The organism is Alteromonas sp. M12, from assembly GCF_037478005.1.
Lineage (GTDB): Bacteria > Pseudomonadota > Gammaproteobacteria > Enterobacterales > Alteromonadaceae > Aliiglaciecola > Aliiglaciecola lipolytica_A.
The window spans coordinates 2,914,382-2,934,102 of sequence record NZ_CP144164.1 but is presented as its reverse complement, the minus strand read 5'-3'; the positions used below and the strand labels follow the sequence as shown (position 1 = coordinate 2,934,102).

The window sequence follows — 19,721 nt, the reverse complement described above, 5'->3', positions numbered from 1 at the left end:
CTGCAATCAATAATTAATCGAGACTAATGATAACTGCTGAGTAATTCTTTTGCATTAGCAATAGCTGAATTGGTCAAAGTGTCCCCAGCTAGTAGGCGAGCTAATTCCTCAATTCGTTCATTTTCTTGTAAACAAATCATGTGTGTTTCAGTGGTTTTTTTATCTGAAAACTTAGTCACAAACATTTGCTGATGACCACTTGCTGCTACTTGCGGTAAATGGGTTACACAAATGACTTGGCTTGTTTGACCGAGTTTCCGCAATAACTTTCCAACTACAGATGCCGTGGGTCCACTGATACCTGTATCCACTTCGTCAAAAATCATAGTTGGAATTAAGTTACCTTTGGCACTAATCACTTGTAAGGCAAGACCAACTCTAGAAAGTTCACCACCGGAGACTACTTTTTCTAAAGTATCCGCTTTAATGCCTAAGTTTGTGGAAATTAAAAACTTCACTTTGTCTAAACCTGAGGGGGAGGGAGCAAGTTCGGCATCAAATTCTACGCACACAGAAAATTTTGCCTGCGACATATTCATCTCTTGAATATGTTGTTCGACCAATTTTGCTAATTTATTGCCTGCCTTGCTTCTACTGGCGCTTAGTTTTTCTGCTGCACTGATATAATTTTGTTGTAATACCGTGAGTTTGCCCTGTAATTCCTCCAGAGACTCGTCTTGATTATCTAATTCGGCTAACTCAGTAGACAATTGTTGATGATGCTCAAACAGTCCTTCAGGACGCACACCGTGCTTTCTAGCCAAATCTAACGCTTGAGAGTAACGTTGTTCAATTTGTTGCATCCTCATGGGATCAATTTCTAAGCGGTCAGTATAGGCGCGCAATTGGCTAGAGGCTTCATCAATATTAATGAGTGCTTCGTTTAATATGGTAACGATAGGCGCTAATTCAGGATCATGCTCTTGCAATTCTCCGAGCATATCAATACTACTTTGCACTGCATTTAAAGCGCTGCCTTCATCAGCATCATATAGTTGATAAAAGCTCTTCTGTGATTGTTCTAACAAAGCTTGGCTGTTACTTAATTTTTTATGCTCTAATTCCAGTTCAATAAATTCATTTTCAGCGATATTGAATTCGTCTAATTCTTGCACTTGATATTGCAGTAAATTTCGACGATCTGAACGTTTTTGCGTACCAGCCAATAGCACGGCCATTTGCTTCTGAGCAGTGTTAAGTAATTCATATTGCTGCTTAACGTCACTGACTAAATTGCCATGTTCTGCAAAATTATCGACCAATTGCTTCTGAATTTCAGATTTAAGCAATAATTGATGGGCATGTTGACCATGAATGCTAATTAATTGTAAGCCTAAACTTCTGAGTTGTTGTGCCGGAACGGGATAACCATTTACATAGGCTTTTGAACGGCCTTCAGAGGAAACTACGCGCCGAATCATTAGCTCTTGATGTTCGTTTTCCGATGTTTCTTGCTCACTTAAGTCATTCTCATTTAGCCAAGATTTAACTTTTGGAAGATTTGTTATATCAAAGGTTGCACAAACATCCGCTTTGTCGCAACTAGGTCGCACCATACCAGCATCGGCACGATTACCTAAACATAACCCAAGGGCATCAATAGCAATAGACTTACCAGCCCCGGTTTCACCGGTAATAACGCTAAGTCCTTGCTTAAAATCGACGTCTAATGACTTTACGACTGCTAAATTTTGTACAGATAAGTGAATTAACATAAAAACAAACACATGGTTATACATACAGTAACTGTAAATATATACATAAATTTCTAGTTGTAAAGTAGAATTGCTATTTGCACGCTAAAAGTTAATAGAGTTTCGAACCCCAGCCTAGTTTGGTGCGAAGAACGTTGAAGTAGTTATAATCTTTTGGATGGATCAGAGACAATCTGTCTTGATTTTTTTTGATATGGATTTCATCACCAGGAAACACAGTGAGTGCAATGTGACTGTCACAACTTACTTGTAGATTATCGGTGTTATCATTAGACACTTTCATTCTCACTACACTGTTGGCATCTACCACTATTGGTCTACTACTCAAGGTGTGGGGAAACATTGGCACCAATGTTAAGGCATCTAAGTTAGGCGTTAGAATCGGGCCACCACCAGACAGGGAGTATGCTGTGGAACCTGTGGGTGTGGCCACAATGAGTCCGTCGGAGCGCTGACTAAAAACGAAGTTATCGTCAATATATACTTCGAATTCCATCATATGGGCTACTTTTCCGTGATGCAGCACCACTTCATTAATAGCCGAATTGGAGCTTTGTTGTATACCTTCACGAAATACATCAACTTGCAGAATAAAGCGCTGTTCTCTGACAAACTCACCATTGAACAAACAGGTTAACTGACGATCTATATCGTCTGGGTGGATATCTGTTAAGAAACCAAGGTTGCCACGGTTGACACCCACCACTGCTACGTCGTGTTTAGCCAGTATTCTGGCAGCCCCTAACATGTTGCCATCACCACCCACAACAATGGCTAGGTCTGCTTGTAAGCCGATGTTTTCTAACTCAGCCGTTTCAAAACCATTTCCTTGTAGCATGCCAGAAACCTTTGTTTCGACAAGAATTCGACATCCTTTTCGTTTAAGGAATTGCAATATAGCGTTAAGGCTCTTGTTTGCACCTTCATGTGCAGGCTTTCCAATCAGACCAATAGTTTTAAAAGGCATAACTTTCTATTTAAATTCAAAAACTCAGTATAACCATGCTTAGTAATGAAAACCAAGCATGATAGTTAACACTGTCTCAATAAATGTTTACCGAGCGGTCCAACCTCCATCAATTACTAGCGCTTGAGCGGTCATATTTTTAGCGGCATCACTGATTAGAAAAGCCGCTGTGCTGGCCAGTTCTTCAATTTCTATAAAGGCTTTTTTAGGCATAGGCTCAAGCATGATTTTATTGATAACATCTTCTTCACTGATACCATTTTCTATTGCTTGGGCGGCAATTTGTTGCTCGACCAACGGGGTTTTAACGTAGCCTGGACATAAGGTGTTGATCGTCACGTCACAATCACCTGTTTCTAGCGCTAAGGTTTTAGCAAATCCCAATAACCCGTGTTTGGCAGCGACATAAGCGGATTTGTAGGGGGAGGCGACCACCGAATGTAAAGAGCCAACATTGATAATACGTCCGTAATTTTGTTCGCGCATATGGGGCAAAAACGCTTTGCTTAATAGTGCGGGGCCAACAAGCATGATATTGATTAGTTGTTGCCATTTTTGTGCGGGAAAATCTTCTAAACGAGATACATGTTGGATGCCAGCGTTGTTGATCAGCACATCGACAGTATCTGGCAACAGTTTTTCCGGTAACGCTTCTATCTGGGCGGCGTCACTCACATCTAATTCAACAGACTGAGCATTAATATTCTCTGCAACTAATTTATCAACTGCATTTTGAGCAGCTTGGGCATTAATATCGGCAACAATGATCTTATGTCCCATTTTTCCTAAATATTGGCCTATACCAAAGCCAATCCCACTTGCAGCGCCGGTGATTAATATGGTTTTATTTTGCATTTTTTATCCTTTAGATTTCGATTGAACGGCAAGTGATTTCACGATATTTTTTACAGCTTGGAGTTGTTTTCCTTGGGCTGTAGCATAATTTTTGTCAGTGTACCCCCACCAATCCCAACATCCTTGAGGGTTCATTGGAAGCATCATTGATGTAGTGGTTTGAGGATATAAAATGATTAACTGATTATTATCAGCCCAACGGTTCAAACCGTTGTTTTTGATATAATCTTGACCAATAGTTTGAGCATTTTGATTGCATCCGTGAAAGTTCACATGCACTTGACACTCTTCACCTTGTGCACAGCTCTTAGGCACATATACAAAACCTTTCTCGGCCATACTTTCGGCAGGATCTCCGCCTAATTCATGTTGGTCAATTTGTTTGATCTGGCCACTAGATGCAGCTGAAGGTGCCGTTAAATCTGGGTATAAAAAATTAAGCAACTCACCCGCTGCATCGTAGTTACAATTTCCTAAAAAGGGCGATTCTGAGGTATCACAAGAAGATCCCGTTGCCAGGGTAGGGAAGTGATGGGCAAAAGGTTTATCTTTTATATAAGTTAGGTTTTCGTCTTTAACTAACCCTTGATATTGCTGATAAAGGGCATTGGCTACTGGGGGCGAGATTTTTGCGTCTAATTTGCCATGTAGTAACCAAACTTTACTGTCTTGTAAATGAGATAACGGGGCAATTAATCCTTGTTCTGCATATTGGCTTAGTTGGTTTGTTAATACATCCAGCGAGAATTCTGCGGATTGTTTGTTAACACATTCAGATAGCGCGGTAGTGATACTTCCTTGAGCGCAATAATAGGGGCCAGCTGCAATAATGGCGGCACCTTTTACCCAATCAGAATAAGCAATGTGAAACTGATTTGCCATATAACCACCGCTAGATAGCCCTGACACAGTGATCTTGTCAATATCTAAATCCAATTCTACAGTCTCGGCATTAACAACGGCGTTAATGGACAGGCTAGTGGTTAATCCCATACAGATAGCCAAATTACGTAATTTTCTCATATGCTTGTTAACCTAGTTATTTAAAAAAGATTGGATTAGCGCGGCGTGATTAGTAATACCTGTGACACCTTCTAAGTGCCCTAAGGTTCCCGGCAAAATCGATAACTGACTGTCTTTACCATTATCCAATAGCATTTGATGTGTAGCCTGCAAATTATATGGCATCAATAAAAGATCTGTGGCTGCCGGTAAAAATAAGGTTTTTGCCTTAACTTTTTTTAGCGCATTGTTTAAATCACCTTGGTGGCCAGCAATGTACAACTGACAGGCTCGAACTAAATACAATAGGTGGTTTGCATCCATCGCCTCCGCCCGTGCCTCAGCCCTTGCTCGCAACCAATTAACGATGCTTGGTGATTGTCGAATATCTTCAAGTGGCGCTACTTCGGATGGGGAAAAATCAATAGATTGTCCAACTTGATTAAAAAAATCAGGGTAGAGTGCATCTTGGGTTATTAGCATTAAAGAGGCCACTAATCCGTCTGTTGGCGGCAGGCCAGAATAATAATTTCCCTGCTGCCAGTTTTTATCCAATTTGATGGGTGTCGACCAATGTTCGAGTTTAGCCGATGTCCATGCGTCTGCTTCACCTGAACCGATAACCGATATCATTCGTTCTACCCAGTCAGGATAAGCAACTGCCCAATCCAGAGCTTGCATTGAGCCCATAGAGGGACCTACTACGGCATATAATTTTGAAATTCCCAACGACGTTAGCAATTGTTTCTGGACGTTTACAAAATCACGAATGGTTACTACCGGGAAATCAAGACCGTATGGCTGACCTGTTTTTGGATTCATTGAGGCCGGGCCGGTTGTGATCACATTGGGATCATGGGCACCTAAATTGGCTAGGCTATCTACACTTACAACATAAAAACGATTGGTATCAATGGCTTTACCTGGGCCAATGATGGCGTCCCAATATCCCGCTGCGCTATCACTGTGTTGATACTTTCCGGCAGCATGGGAGTTGCCGGTAAAATAGTGAGTTATTAATATTACGTTGTCTTTGTTGGCGTTCAGGCGGCCATAACTTTCCCAACCTACAGTGACCGTTTCAATACTTTTTCCGCCAAATGTCTGGAAGTTTTTAGTCGTAAATGACTTTTTTTGAACCAAAGGTAAAGGTTCAACCTCAGCAGAACTGACCACATTGGCTGCGCTACTTTGGGTATTCGCACAAGCCGATTGCATGCTTAAACATACCAGCAAAAAACAGACTTTTAGCCAGATGGTAGGATGTAATCTCAACTCTATTCTCCTCATATCCACTTACAAATTTAAAAGAAAGTAAACAGTGCGATGGCTAAACTTAATCCAATTAGTGGAATAACCACCGTCAATGCACCTACTGCCCAATAAGCACGTTGATGTGTTTCATGACAAATGCCTCGAATGGTTGTTACAACATAACCGTTATGGGGCAGTGAATCCAACGCACCAGAAGAGATTGAAACGATTCTATGTAACTGCTCAGGATCGACACCTTGATCCATGTAGTGTGGCCCAACTAAAGGTAACGCTATTGCTTGTCCTCCTGAAGCCGAACCGGTTAAGCCTGCGATAACACTAACCGCAATCGCTGCGCCTATTAATTCGTTTCCTGGAATTTGAGTCATGACTTCCACTGCTGTTTGAAACGCTTGTGTGGATTTAGCAATAGTGCCGAAACCAACCACTGCTGCGGTGTTACCAATGGCGATAAGCGCACCTGTTGTACCCACACCAACTGCTGCGGTTAGGTTATGGAAGTATTTGAAATTGATTATCATCAAGGTTAATACTCCGCCACCTAACGCAACGATCAGCGCCATTTGTTGTAACGATTCATGGAAGGTATAGGATAAAACCAGTACCACCAACAAGGGGATTAAACCTGTGACCCAATGAGGGTAATCTCGTTCTGAAATTTTAGGGTCGTGATCTTTGCTTTCAAATCGTTCACCGGCGGCTAACGCTTTGTTCATCATTCTTCTGATCCACCAGAATCCCAATGTCGCCATGAAAATTGCCACCACTAAACTGACTTCCCATGCAGCAAAAGGGGATGTACCTAAATATTTTATCGGGATCCAATTTTGTATTTCAGGTGAGCCTGCTGATGTCATAGTGAACGTAACAGAGCCAAAAGCCAGTGCCGCAGGAATGAATCGTCTTGGTAAGTTGGCGTCTTTAAACAGACTCAAAGCCATGGGGTAAACAGAGAATGCCACGACAAAAACGCTCACCCCACCATAGGTTAGGATTGCACAGGCAATGACCACTGCGGCTACCGCATGTTGTTTACCCAAGCGCCCAATAATTGCCTTTGCCACAGCATCAGCTGCGCCAGTATCTTCCATGAATTTACCGAACAGGCTTCCCAATAAGAACATGAAGAACCAGTTTGCTACGAATCCAGAAAAACCCGACATATAGGTTTCTACAAAATTGGTATCGCCGATAAAGACAGGTAAACCACTCGTTAACGCAACAATTAGAGCACATAGAGGGGCTGCAATAAAAAGATTCATGCCTCTGATAGTCAAGACTATGAGCAAAAATAAGCCGCCGATTAAGCCAATTAGACTCAGCATTTTTATTCCCTTTTTTTTAATGATACAAAAATCTGTGACCGCAGAGAGTCATATCATTTCGCTCTTTCGTGTATCTAAATACAGTTTTGAGCGCGGTATATAGTGTTAATCTTTTTTACCTTTTGGGACATAGTACTATGGTACTAAGGTAAAATATTTTGAAGTAGATTAGAGTAATCACACTGTCACTGTGACCGCAGCGAATCGAATAATTGTATAAAAAGAAACTGTGTAAGAAGGACACTCTATGAAACACACACACACACAATCTATCGTTCAAAAGGGAAAGTTTTTAAAACTTTCGACACTCGCATCAGCTGTTGCTTTATCTTGTCTTTCAGGGCAAGTAGCGGCACAAGAAGAATCTAAAGGTGGTTTAGAAAGAATAGAAGTTACTGCTCGTAAAACGGTTGAAAGTCTACAAGAAGTCCCTGTTTCTGTTACCTCATTAGGTGCCACAGAATTAATGGAAAAAGGGATGTCAGTGATGACTGAGATCCAACAGCAATCACCCAATACAACTTTACAAGTGAGTCGCGGAACGAACTCTACATTAACTGCATTTATTCGTGGTGTGGGGCAACAAGATCCTGTTTGGGGTTTTGAACCAGGTGTTGGTGTTTACGTAGATGATGTCTACATTTCTAGACCCCAAGGCGCAGTTTTAGACTTGTTCGATTTGGAACGAGTGGAAGTTCTTCGTGGGCCTCAAGGTACTTTATACGGAAAAAATACAATTGGTGGCGCGATTAAATACGTTACCAAGAAAATGACCGGCGATACTGAACTGTCCGTGAATGCGACTGTGGGAAGTTACTCACAAAAAGACTTAAAAGTAATGGGGCAAATCCCTATCACTGACAACTTATTCTTTGGTTTTGCGGTTGCAACGTTAAATCGTGATGGTTTTGGTGAATTTCTTGTTGCGCCAGAAGGTCAAGATACTGAAAACTATAATAAAGATGTTCAGGCTGCACGTTTTACCTTGGAGTACCAAGCAAACGAGGACGTATTTGTTCGCTTTAACTATGACAAGACCAAAGACGAGTCAAATGCCAAAGGTGGTTACAGATTGTCAGATAGTATCCTAACGGATGCTCCGCAACCTGATAGTGTTTACGATTCATATTCAAGTTTGCCTACCTGGAACAAAGTTGAAACCGAAGGCATGAGCTTAACGGTTGAGTGGGACATCAACGATAGTTGGGCATTTAAATCGGTTACTGCTAGTCGTGAAGGTGACTCGCCAACCAATATCGATTTTGACAGCACGCCGCTAGGTATTTTTGATACGCCAGCAACTTATACCGATGAACAGATCTCCCAAGAATTCCAACTTAACTATGTTGGTGATGACATTACCTTCGTATCTGGCGCTTATTATTATGATGCAGAAGCTTGTGGAATATACGATGCTTACTTAATGGCATTTGGAATTTCAATCGAGCAAAGTGGTTGTACAGATACCAAAAGCTTAGCTTTGTACGGACAAATGTCTTACGACATAACCGATAAACTATCTACCACAGTAGGGCTTCGTTACACCAAAGACGAAAAACACGGTGTAGTGGAAGCGGGCACAAGACTGGGCCAAGCTTATCCAAACTCTGATTGGGTTGATGGCTATGTCAGACCTGATTATGCGCCGAATGTGGTGATTGATGATACTGAAACTTGGTCTCGTTTAACCCCCAGACTTGGTTTGGAATATGCCTTGACTGACTCAACCATGTTCTTTGGAAGTTACTCGCAAGGTTTCAAATCTGGAATGTACAACCCTCGCGCGACTTTCTTCCAACCAGCAGCTGCGCCTGAGATAGTCGATTCTTATGAAATCGGTATGAAAAGTGACGTAACCGATTCATTTAGACTTAACGCTACTTTATTTAGATTGGATTACACCGACAGACAGTATGTTGTAAATGTACCTTCGGACGATTTAGCGGAGCCTACACAACGAATCGCTAACGTAGGGGAGTCTGATGCGAATGGTCTTGAAATTGAACTTACTTATATTGTCACCGAAGGGCTAACCTTCACCAGTGCATTAGGTACAATTGATGCAGAATTCACCGAAGTATTCTCGGTAGATGCAGCGGGTAACCCCATTGATTTATCTGATAATTTTGTGATTTCAAATACTCCTGACTTTACCTTTAATGCTGGTGTGAAATACGAGTTTACCACTGATATGGGCGACTTCGTTTTCAATGGTAACTATTACTATCGCGATGATTACGAACTATTCGAATCACCTGATGAATTGTTACGTCAAGAAGGTTATGGATTAGTTAACTTAAGCTTAAATTGGTATAGCGATGATGGTCAATGGACTGCTGGATTGCATGCCAAGAACCTGACTGACGAAGAATATCGAGTGGGTGGTTACAACTTTACCGGTGGCCGAACTGCCGATGGTGAATTATTGCCTGGCTTAGGTGGTGATACAACGTTGATCGGTTATTACGGCGATCCCCGTACTGTTCACCTAACAGTAGGTTACACTTTCTAACGGCACTTTGTGTTGTTCCCAAGGGGCGACTTGGTCGCCCTTTTTTTGTTTTTATTATTAATATAACTTGAGCTTGGCAGTAACCTTTCATATGCTGCCAGTCATAGTAGTCTTGTAAAATAATTCATTATGTCAGTTAAAGCGCTTATCGCCGATGATCATCCGTTATTTCGCATTGCCCTTAAGCAGGCTGTGAGTGCGCTATTGGATGACGACATCACTGAAACCTCAACCTTGCAAGAAACCTTGTCAGCATTAAATCACGATCCTCAAATTGAATTGGTATTTTTGGATTTGAATATGCCTGGCAATGACGGTTTATTTGGATTGAGCCAAATCCGCTTGTTGCATCCTGATGTGTTAGTGGTGATTGTTTCAGGTGAGGAAAAACCACTTATTATCCAAAAAGCGATTAATTTGGGAGCCAGTGGGTTTATTCCAAAATCCAGTTCATTGTCTGAAATTGCGAATGCCATCGAACAAGTATTGGATGGCCTGCAATGGTTGCCAGAACATCTGATTGCTCAGGTTGAAGCAAAGTTACCCGCCGAAGAGTCTGAATTTGCGAAAAATTTAGAACAATTAACACCACAACAATTTGTGGTACTTAAAATGATGGCTGATGGCCTGTTAAATAAACAGATAGCTTATGAACTAGGCATTAAAGAAACCACCATAAAACAGCATGGTTCAGCCATTCTTAAAAAGCTAAAGCTAAATAATCGAACTCAAGCAGGGGTGTTATTTAAACAGCTTATGAATCAAGTGTGATATTTTCTTTGATTGCCGAAGATTAACTGGCTGTTGAGCATTATTTTAAACGGTGAACCTAAACAATCAATATGAATTACGACGAGTTTAATCATTTTTGTGGCGCACTCAAAGCAACGACCTATGTTATGCAATGGGGCAATTCACATGTGTGGAAAGTTGGCGGAAAAGTATTTGCTATTGGTGGCTGGAGTAAAGATAAAAAACCTGCGTTTACCTTCAAAACTTCTGAACAAAACTATTATTTTTTGTGCGAACGGCAAGGATACATTCCAGCCCCTTATTTCGCCAATCGAGGTATGAAGTGGATTCAACAAATTGAATCCGACTCACACAGTAACGAAGAGTTAGAGTATTACCTAATTGAATCTTATCGCTTAGTCTCGCAAGGGTTAAGTAAAGCAAAACAACAAGAACTTGGTTTACATCAACAGGTAATCAACTGAATCATTTGCTAATAGGCACTAGCCAAGGTTAACCAAATGGGGGATCGGGGCAGAATATCTTCCTAAAATAAGTTATTTGTAGTTGCTAAGACTCGATCTGGTGTTTATGGTCAAATGCTTAAGACTTAATCTAGCAGTCAGGAATGTGCCAAAGGCTGCAGTTCGGGGTCTGGCACTTAACAGCAGCAATGTACGTATTCCGGACCATCAGACATTCAATATGATAGGTAGCAAATCGTGCGAACAATGTTGGTACTTAAATGCGTCAAATTGGTCAATAACGCTAATATCTGAGTAAACGTACAGCGCTGGAAACATACCTTTGTTGTAATTAATTGATTTTATTTGTTTTTATTTATGGTGCGGCGATTGCAGCCTCTATCACATTCTGTGACCGATTGAGAGAAAAAATGAAATGGAAGAGAAGCAATTTAATAAAATAAGAAATGGCATGTTACTGGCAGTAGTACTTTTCGCAGTGTGTCATTTAACATGGGAATACTTTAATGGCGGCGTAGTTACTCATTATCTTTTCATGCGGGCTGATCTCCCTGGATTGTCGAATTGGTGGGGACTTTTGATTTTGCCTCTTCTTGTGTTGCTATCCTCTACAGCAATCAAAAAAAGAATATCTACTAAGCCGGACGCAAAAACACTTCCCTGGTCTGTATTACTAGGATTCTTTGGCATGCTGCTGGTAAGCACAGTTCAATCAATCGTCTTTGTTATTGGCCTTCCGAACGTAACAATGTACCTGGCTCTAGGTGTTATAATTTCAGCTTTATTTTTACCGCTTTACAGAATGGAATGTATTCTTGGGCATGTTATTGGCTCAACATTTGTGTTTGGTCCTGCTATCCCATTTGTCGGTGTATTGATGTTTGCCCCTCTTTCGTTGTTGTCTCACAAGTGCATTAAACCTCTGTTGCTGCGCTTCAAAAAGGGCGAAACGGCTGTGACTTAAGGTGATCTGATCGTGGATGACAATATGATCTGGAGAGAAACTCTCTCGTTCAGAAAGTAATAAAACTTACGTCAAATTAGGTTTCTATGAACGGCCGCTTCTTGTCTTTAGCAGATCACCACAACTGATCAGCCCTGTGCCTACTATTCGCTCTTTGGGGACAGTCAGTTCTTGACTAAATCGTATTTAAAAAATGTCAGATTAGGCAAGGACTAAATCAAGTTATTTTATTCGATTTTAGCCCAGCCAATTTTTCGTAACATTCGTTTTAACGCGGCACTTTTTAGGGGTTTAGGTAAAAACATAAGGTCCGCTTTTTGCGCATTTTCTCGCATAATGTCACTGCGATCGGAAGAGTTTAGGATGCCTGGGATATTGTATTGCAGTTTATTCCTAAGGCTGTTGGCGATGTCTAACCCTGTTAACTGGTTATCTAAGTGAAAATCTAACAGCATGAGGTCTATGTTTTGCTCTATTTTTTCAACATCCTCTAGGCTCTCAACACTGACGACGTTAGCTTCCCAGCTCTCTAATAACTGAACGACAGCCTCGCGAGTTTGCGGATCGTTTTCGGCCAACAATACGGTTCTACCATGCAAAATCTCGGTTTTTGCCAACCCAGTATCGGTAGATTTAACTCGGCTTTTTCGTTGTTTGCTAAGTGGTAAAGAGACAGAAAAGTTACTGCCTCTGCCAATCTGCGATTGCAGTTGAATAGGGTGATTCAGCAGTGACGAAATACGATCGACTATTGTCAGTCCTAACCCTAAGCCTTGCTGAATATTGGTTTTATCTAACTGTTTAAATTCTTCAAAAATATAACCTTGGTCAGTGCTGGAAATACCTGGTCCGGTGTCCAATACGCACACTTTAATCTGGTTTTTGCTGCGACGGCATCCGATCAGAATTTTTCCCGCTTGGGTATATCGGATTGCGTTAGATAATAGGTTTTGAATAATACGCTTAAGTAGTTTTTTATCTGAAATTACAACAGCGCTGCTGTGCACGTAAATCAAATTCAAGTTTTTTCGTTGTGCGATCAGATTAAAATCGTTGAATAAAGGCGATAAAACATCATCAATGGGGAACTCTTGAATATGGGATTCAAGTACCCCAGATTCTAGTTTTGTCATGTCTAAAAGCAATGAAAGTAGCTCTTCTGCATTGTTAATAGAATCATTTAATGATTGGCTTAATAGTTTTATTTCCGGTTCGTTAGATTTTTGCTGTATTAGCTCACCAAATAAACTTGCCGCATTGAAAGGTTGCATTAAGTCATGTCCTGCAGCAGCTAAGAACTTCGTTTTACTTTCATTTGCTCTTTCGGCAAGCAGCTTGGCTTTGGTTAACGCTAGATTGGAATGTTTCAGTTCTTCAGTGCGCAGATCCACTCGCTTTTCCAATTGCGATTTGGCTAATTCTAATTGCTGTTGAATTTCCATATATTCTGTAATATCGCTGTAGGTGGTAACAAATCCACCTCCAGGAAGTGGGCCACCATTGAGTTCAATCACCTGACCATTGGGTTGTTTACGAACATATTTATAAATACTGCCTTGTTTAATATATTCGATCCTTTTGTCTATTTCCTGCTGCGGATTGTCTAAACTACCAAACAATCCCCGCTGGGCATTAAACGCCAGAATTTTGCGCATTGAGATACCGGCATGTATGTAACCTTCAGGGTAGTCGAACATTTGTATATATCGTTGATTCCACGCTATCAATTTCAGATCTGGGTCGATAACACTGATACCTTGCTGGATATGCTCAACACTGGATTGTAGAATCTCGTGATTAAATTGAAAGGTTTGCGCGGCTTCTTCCACCCATTCGACTAATTCTGTCAGAGGAACTTCATCTTTTTCTGCTATGGCTGAAATTAATATTCTTGAACTTGCGCCGCCTATTTTGGCCGCCAACATACTTTCCACCGATTCGACAATATTGATACTGGCATAACTGCTTTGTGCCGCATCACCTAGTTTATTTTTGATTCCATCAAGTTCATCTTGATTGAGCACATTTTGTGTCAGTGCTAGTAACTTAGACAATTTAATCGGTTGTTTCTGTGGGAAACTATTCTTAGGACTATTTTGTTGACTCTGTGGGGCAGAGGGGAAAAACCAAGTGATCAGCCCAAAGCAAATGCCATTGGCTAATAAACTAAATATAAATCCTCGTCCTAATTCCAAATCTGTTGGCGTAGGATCAAAATAGTAACTTGAGGTAATACTGGGCCAAAGCAACCAATAAAACCAACCTGCAGCGCCAACTAAAAGCCCAACATAGGCAGCTAATTTACTCGATTTTTGCCAATAAAGGCTCAGAATCATCAACGGAAATGTTTGCGCCAATAGTGCCATGGCAATTATGCCGCTGTTGACCAGCGGGGAGCCTGAACTCACATCTTTATGATAAAAGTAGGAGACGGCTAATACCGAAGCGATAGTTAGCCGTCGAATAAACAAAATGATGGCGGGACTTAAATTATTCTGTTTGTGATTAATTAATTTGAATTTGACCCAAGCAGGCGTAATTAGGTTGTTAGAAATCATTATCCCAACAGCTAAGGTGGCTACGACCACCATACTGGTTGCGGCGGCTAACCCGCCAATAAAACTCACCAATGTTGTAATCGCGCTATTTGAATTCAGTGGCAGTGCCAGCGCATAGATATCTGTGGAAATATCTTGTTGATCAAAAATTATGTGGCCTGCTAGGCCGATAGGCATTACAAACAATCCCATCCCCACTAAAAACAATGGGAATAACCACCTGGCAGTATTGAGCTCATTTTTTGATTTGTATTCCACAAAGTTCACATGAAATTGCCTCGGCAGACAAAACATCGCGCATATGCCTAATAGAACATGACTGACATACACCCAACCCCCTGAGTTGGTATGTAAAACCTGTTGGGCTTCAGTCGATAACTGAGCTTTACCCATTAAGTCGAATACGCCGTTAAATAACTCATAACAAACGAAAATTCCAACAAAACTCAGAGCAATAAGTTTCAAAGATGAGGCAAACGCCACGGTTAGCATTAATCCGGGCTTTTTATCGGTTAAGTCAAACGAGCGAGCCCCTAAAAAAATAGCTAATATGGCAAGCACTATTGCGACATACAATCCCATACTGGTGGATGATTCATTAGTTAATAGTGTCAAGCTGTCAACTACCGAATCGAGCTGCAAAGCCACGTAGGGCACCACACCAATAAAACACAGTAACGACACTGTTGCGGCTAGCAAATTTGCGCTGTTGTATTGCATACCAATAAAATCGGCAAGTGAACTAATATTATTCCGTTGGCATATTTCTGCTATTTTCTGTAACGCACCAAAACCAAAAAGCATCACTAATATAATGCCTAAATAAGTTGGTACAAACGCCCATCCGTATTGTGTTGCTTGGGTTGTTGTACCAAAAAACGCCCATGATGAGCAGTGAACGCCCAAGGCTAAACTATAAATTATCGGATGTTGTCGTCCCTGCCGTAAATATTTATCGCCCAAATAACCAACCAAAAACAAGGCGATCAAATACATGAAGATGACAGTCGACATGGAAACAAGGCTAAACATGGATTAGTACATATCCTTTTGCAGCGGCTATTAGTTGAAATTTAATTAGTTTTTTCAGCCAAACTCACTATAAAACCGATTGCTTTTAATTCCAATTGGAAATGTTTTTTCTATTTCATTAAAAAAACTGGGGTCTTTGCCCTTGAAGCCGTTTAAACAAACCCCATTAATAACGCAACTCGAAGTTAATCCGATTAAGTTAAGTGAAAAAGGCGATGGAGTAAGGCATGAGCAAAGAGCAACAGCCAACAGATGATAATCAACAGGAACAACCTGAATTCAACCAAGCGGAACAAGCTGAAGTTGAGCAAGCGGCTGAAAATGCCGATGCCGGTGATTCCGAACAAACAATTGCAAAGTTACAAGAAGCATTAGCTAAAGCAGAAAAGACTGTAAACGAGCAAAGAGATTCGGTTTTGCGCGCTAAAGCTGAAATGGAAAATGCTCGTCGCCGCGCAGAAGGCGAAGTAGAAAAAGCGCGTAAATTCGCTTTAGAGCGTTTTGCAGGAGAGCTTTTACCTGTAGCAGACAATTTGGAGCGAGCTATTCAGTTGGCTGATCCGGATAACGAATCGCTTAAACCTATGATTGAAGGTGTGGATATCACCCTTAAGTCATTCGTAAGCACAGTAGAAAAATTTGGTTTGAAAGTGATTGACCCGCAGGGTGAACCCTTCAATCCAGAATTGCATCAGGCAATGTCGATGCAAGAAAATGCAGAGCTACCTCCTAATACGGTGATGGCTGTCATGCAAAAAGGCTATGAAATTAACGGTCGGTTGCTACGTCCTGCGATGGTAATGGTTTCTAGAGCCGCTGAAGGTGGCGTTGACATCGAAGCATAAGAGTTTTTGTGGAGATTTTTTTACATTTAACATTGAAAAAAATCAGAATAACCCCACAAATGATAAGACTTAGTTTTAATAATTTTTTAATGGAGACACGCTAATGGGTAAGATCATTGGTATCGACTTAGGTACAACAAATTCATGTGTCGCAGTTTTAGAAGGCGACAAAGTTAAAATTCTTGAGAATGCGGAAGGTGATCGCACAACGCCATCTATCATCGCATACAGTAACGACGGCGAAACTTTGGTAGGCGCACCTGCTAAACGTCAAGCAGTGACTAACCCACAAAACACTTTATACGCAATTAAGCGTCTTATAGGTCGTCGTTGGGAAGATAAAGAAGTACAACGTGACATCGACATCATGCCATTTACTATCACTAAAGCTGATAATGGTGATGCATGGGTTGAAGTTAAGGGTGAGAAATTGGCTCCGCCACAAATCTCAGCTGAAGTACTGAAAAAAATGAAAAAGACAGCAGAAGATTACTTGGGTGAAAAAGTCACCGAAGCGGTTATCACTGTTCCTGCTTATTTTAATGATTCACAACGTCAAGCAACTAAAGATGCAGGTAAAATTGCCGGTCTAGAAGTTAAACGTATCATCAACGAGCCAACTGCCGCTGCTCTAGCATACGGTATGGACAAGAAAAAAGGTGATAACGTCGTTGCTGTTTATGACCTTGGTGGTGGTACTTTCGATATCTCAATCATTGAGATTGATGAAGTTGAAGGCGAGCACACATTTGAAGTACTAGCGACTAACGGTGATACTCACCTAGGTGGTGAAGATTTCGATAACCGTGTAATCAACTACCTAGTTGACGAATTCAAGAAAGATCAAGGCGTAGATTTACGTAAAGATCCACTTGCAATGCAACGTCTAAAAGAAGCCGGTGAAAAAGCTAAAATTGAATTATCTTCTGCACAACAAACAGAAGTTAACTTGCCATACATCACTGCTGATGCGTCTGGTCCTAAGCACCTTACTATTAAAGTAACGCGTGCTAAGTTAGAGTCATTGGTTGAAGATATGGTAAAAGCTTCTCTTGAACCAGTGAAGCAGGCTTTGGCCGATGCTGATTTATCCGTTAGCGATATCAACGACATTATTTTAGTTGGTGGTCAGACTCGTATGCCACTAGTACAAAAATATGTAACTGAATTCTTCGGTAAAGAGCCGCGTAAAGATGTTAACCCTGATGAAGCTGTTGCCGCAGGTGCTGCGATTCAAGGTGGTGTTTTAGCCGGTGATGTTACAGATGTATTGTTGCTAGATGTTACACCATTGTCTCTTGGTATCGAAACAATGGGCGGTGTTATGACTGCATTGATTGAGAAAAACTCTACGATTCCTACTAAGAAATCTCAGACTTTCTCAACTGCAGAAGATAATCAGTCTGCTGTAACTGTACACGTATTACAGGGTGAGCGTAAGCAAGCGTCTGGCAATAAATCTCTAGGTCAATTTAACCTAGAAGGTATTCGTCCAGCACAACGTGGCGCTCCTCAAATTGAAGTAACTTTCGATATTGATGCTGATGGTATTTTACATGTATCTGCCAAAGATAAAGATACCGGTAAAGAGCAGAAAATCACTATCCAAGCTTCTTCTGGTTTGAGTGAATCTGAAGTTGAAAAAATGGTAGCTGACGCAGAAGCAAATAAAGATGCTGATGCGAAATTTGAAGAAATGGTACAAACACGTAATCAAGCTGATGCAATGATCCACGGTACCAAAAAGCAAATTGAAGAAGCCGGTGACGACTTACCAGCGGAAGACAAAGCAACCATCGAAACTGCAATTGAAGCACTTGAAGCAGCTGTTAAGAGTGAAGACAAAGCGGAAATTGAAGCCAAGACTCAAGAATTGATTCAAGCTTCTGCTAAGTTGATGGAAATTGCTCAAGCTAAAGCTGCTGCTGAAGGCGCTGCTGCTGGTGCAGAACAACCGCAAACAGAAAATGCGACAGCTGAAGACGATGTTGTTGATGCTGAGTTCGAAGAAGTGAAAGACGATAAGAAATAAGCGTCTTAACCTGTCGTAATTGGCAGGTAATTGATAAAAATAGGCGCAGAAATAACCTTTCTGCGCCTTTTAAGTGTTATCCCCTTGTTACTTAATAGCGCGTTTAGGTGACAAGGGGATAAAGCCCGAATTAACAGGGCATCTAACGTTGCTCAAGTTCAAACACGGTAAATTGTGTTTGTCATCAAAAAGGATAAACAAGCGATATGTCGAAGCGAGACTATTATGAAGTGCTTGGTGTTAGCAAAAGTGCTGACGAGCGCGAAATTAAAAAGGCATACAAACGCCTCGCCATGAAATTTCACCCTGATAGAACCAAGGGTGATAAAGGCATGGAAGAAAAATTTAAAGAGGTGCAAGAGGCCCACGAAATCCTAACCGATTCGCAAAAACGTGCTGCTTATGATCAGTATGGTCACGCTGGTGTTGATCCTAACCGAGGTGGCGCTGGCTTCGGTGGCGGCGCTGATTTTGGCGATATTTTTGGTGATGTATTCGGCGATATATTTGGTGGCGGCGGCCGTGGAGGGCGTCAGTCAAGAGCGCGTCAAGGTTCCGACTTACGATATAATTTGGAACTTAGCCTTGAAGAAGCGGTTCGCGGTAAGAGTGTCGAGATAAAAGTACCTACCTTGGTTGCCTGTGAGCCTTGTGATGGCACTGGTGCGAAAAAAGGCACTAAACCAACGACTTGCCCTACCTGTCATGGTAATGGACAAGTGCAAATGCGGCAGGGCTTTTTTGCTGTGCAGCAAACCTGTCCTACCTGTTCTGGTCGTGGCCAAATTATTTCCGATCCTTGTCGTGAATGTCATGGTCATGGTCGCACGGAGAAAACGAAAACCTTATCGGTTAAAGTACCAGCGGGCGTTGATACCGGAGATCGTATTCGTTTAACTGGTGAAGGTGAAGCGGGAGAAAGCGGTGCACCTCCTGGTGATTTATATGTTCAGGTGCATGTTCGTGAACACAATATCTTTACCAGAGATAGCAATAACCTGTACTGTGAAGTGCCGCTAAGCTTTACTGTTGCAGCCCTTGGTGGTGACATTGAAGTGCCCACTTTGGATGGCAAGGTTAAGCTGAAAATCACGCCTGAAACGCAAACCGGTAAGCTTTTCCGTTTACGTGGTAAAGGGGTGAAGTCGGTACGAAGCGGTAGTGTTGGTGACTTGATGTGCCGCGTAGTTGTGGAAACACCGGTGAACCTGAACAGCAAACAAAAAGAATTGTTGCAGGAATTAAATAATTCCATGGGTAAAGGCGACGAAGCAGCTAAATACCGTCCCAAAGAGAAAGGTTTTTTCGATGGTGTGAAGAAATTCTTCGATGACTTAACCAGTTAATTGAAAAATAAGTGATATGATAAAGACGTCATTTTTATGGCGTCTTTTTTTATACCTAAGATTTATGCTTTAATTT

At 41.4% G+C, this 19,721-nt stretch carries 14 protein-coding genes; 7 read left to right on the top strand and 7 right to left on the bottom strand.

The annotated features are described in order from the left end of the window. Window positions 1-23: 23 nt before the first annotated feature. From recN to VUI23_RS12655, 6 genes are all read right to left on the bottom strand, one after another. Window positions 24-1,715, bottom strand: coding sequence for a DNA repair protein RecN (gene recN / locus VUI23_RS12680; RefSeq protein ID WP_216048432.1), 1,692 nt, complete (start codon window positions 1,713-1,715; stop codon window positions 24-26). 91 nt (window positions 1,716-1,806) lie between these two features. Beyond that, window positions 1,807-2,682: an NAD(+) kinase gene (gene nadK / locus VUI23_RS12675; RefSeq protein WP_342804573.1), complete on the bottom strand. Its 876-nt coding sequence runs from the start codon at window positions 2,680-2,682 to the stop codon at window positions 1,807-1,809. Window positions 2,683-2,769: 87 nt separating this feature from the next. Continuing rightward, entirely contained in the window at window positions 2,770-3,537 is a 768-nt protein-coding gene (locus tag VUI23_RS12670; protein WP_216048434.1) for a 3-hydroxybutyrate dehydrogenase, read from the bottom strand. A 3-nt stretch (window positions 3,538-3,540) separates the two neighbouring features. Next, complete coding sequence (locus VUI23_RS12665; RefSeq protein ID WP_342804572.1) at window positions 3,541-4,560, bottom strand: PHB depolymerase family esterase; 1,020 nt, start codon at window positions 4,558-4,560, stop codon at window positions 3,541-3,543. A gap of 12 nt (window positions 4,561-4,572) precedes the next feature. Further along, window positions 4,573-5,757, bottom strand: coding sequence for a homoserine O-acetyltransferase (locus VUI23_RS12660; RefSeq protein WP_342808288.1), 1,185 nt, complete (start codon window positions 5,755-5,757; stop codon window positions 4,573-4,575). An 86-nt stretch (window positions 5,758-5,843) separates the two neighbouring features. Then, complete coding sequence (locus tag VUI23_RS12655; RefSeq protein ID WP_216048436.1) at window positions 5,844-7,139, bottom strand: SLC13 family permease; 1,296 nt, start codon at window positions 7,137-7,139, stop codon at window positions 5,844-5,846. 247 nt (window positions 7,140-7,386) lie between these two features. Between VUI23_RS12655 and VUI23_RS12650 the strand changes: the two genes are divergently transcribed. The 4 genes from VUI23_RS12650 to VUI23_RS12635 all read left to right on the top strand — a co-directional run bounded on the left by VUI23_RS12650 (window position 7,387) and on the right by VUI23_RS12635 (window position 11,832). Beyond that, window positions 7,387-9,651, top strand: a complete 2,265-nt coding sequence (locus tag VUI23_RS12650; RefSeq protein ID WP_216048437.1) for a TonB-dependent receptor — start codon at window positions 7,387-7,389, stop codon at window positions 9,649-9,651. 129 nt (window positions 9,652-9,780) lie between these two features. Continuing rightward, window positions 9,781-10,422, top strand: a complete 642-nt coding sequence (locus VUI23_RS12645; protein ID WP_216048438.1) for a response regulator transcription factor — start codon at window positions 9,781-9,783, stop codon at window positions 10,420-10,422. Window positions 10,423-10,493: 71 nt separating this feature from the next. After that, on the top strand, window positions 10,494-10,868 hold the full coding sequence (locus VUI23_RS12640; protein WP_342804571.1) for an MmcQ/YjbR family DNA-binding protein: 375 nt from the start codon (window positions 10,494-10,496) through the stop codon (window positions 10,866-10,868). Between the two features lie 415 nt (window positions 10,869-11,283). Further along, window positions 11,284-11,832, top strand: a complete 549-nt coding sequence (locus VUI23_RS12635) for a hypothetical protein (protein ID WP_342804570.1) — start codon at window positions 11,284-11,286, stop codon at window positions 11,830-11,832. A gap of 227 nt (window positions 11,833-12,059) precedes the next feature. Here the strand turns inward: VUI23_RS12635 and VUI23_RS12630 are convergent, their stop codons facing one another. Beyond that, the gene (locus VUI23_RS12630) at window positions 12,060-15,422 is read right to left on the bottom strand and encodes a PAS-domain containing protein (RefSeq protein WP_342804569.1); all 3,363 of its coding nucleotides are present in this window, start codon (window positions 15,420-15,422) and stop codon (window positions 12,060-12,062) included. A 227-nt stretch (window positions 15,423-15,649) separates the two neighbouring features. Between VUI23_RS12630 and grpE the strand changes: the two genes are divergently transcribed. The 3 genes from grpE (at window position 15,650) to dnaJ (ending at window position 19,645) form a co-directional block, all read left to right on the top strand. Continuing rightward, window positions 15,650-16,267 carry a nucleotide exchange factor GrpE gene (gene grpE, locus VUI23_RS12625; protein ID WP_342804568.1) on the top strand — a complete coding sequence of 206 codons (618 nt, stop codon included), beginning with the start codon at window positions 15,650-15,652 and terminating at the stop codon, window positions 16,265-16,267. A 103-nt stretch (window positions 16,268-16,370) separates the two neighbouring features. After that, the gene (gene dnaK / locus VUI23_RS12620) at window positions 16,371-18,299 is read left to right on the top strand and encodes a molecular chaperone DnaK (protein WP_303500659.1); all 1,929 of its coding nucleotides are present in this window, start codon (window positions 16,371-16,373) and stop codon (window positions 18,297-18,299) included. A 206-nt stretch (window positions 18,300-18,505) separates the two neighbouring features. After that, window positions 18,506-19,645, top strand: coding sequence for a molecular chaperone DnaJ (dnaJ, locus tag VUI23_RS12615; protein WP_216048444.1), 1,140 nt, complete (start codon window positions 18,506-18,508; stop codon window positions 19,643-19,645). Window positions 19,646-19,721: the final 76 nt, after the last annotated feature.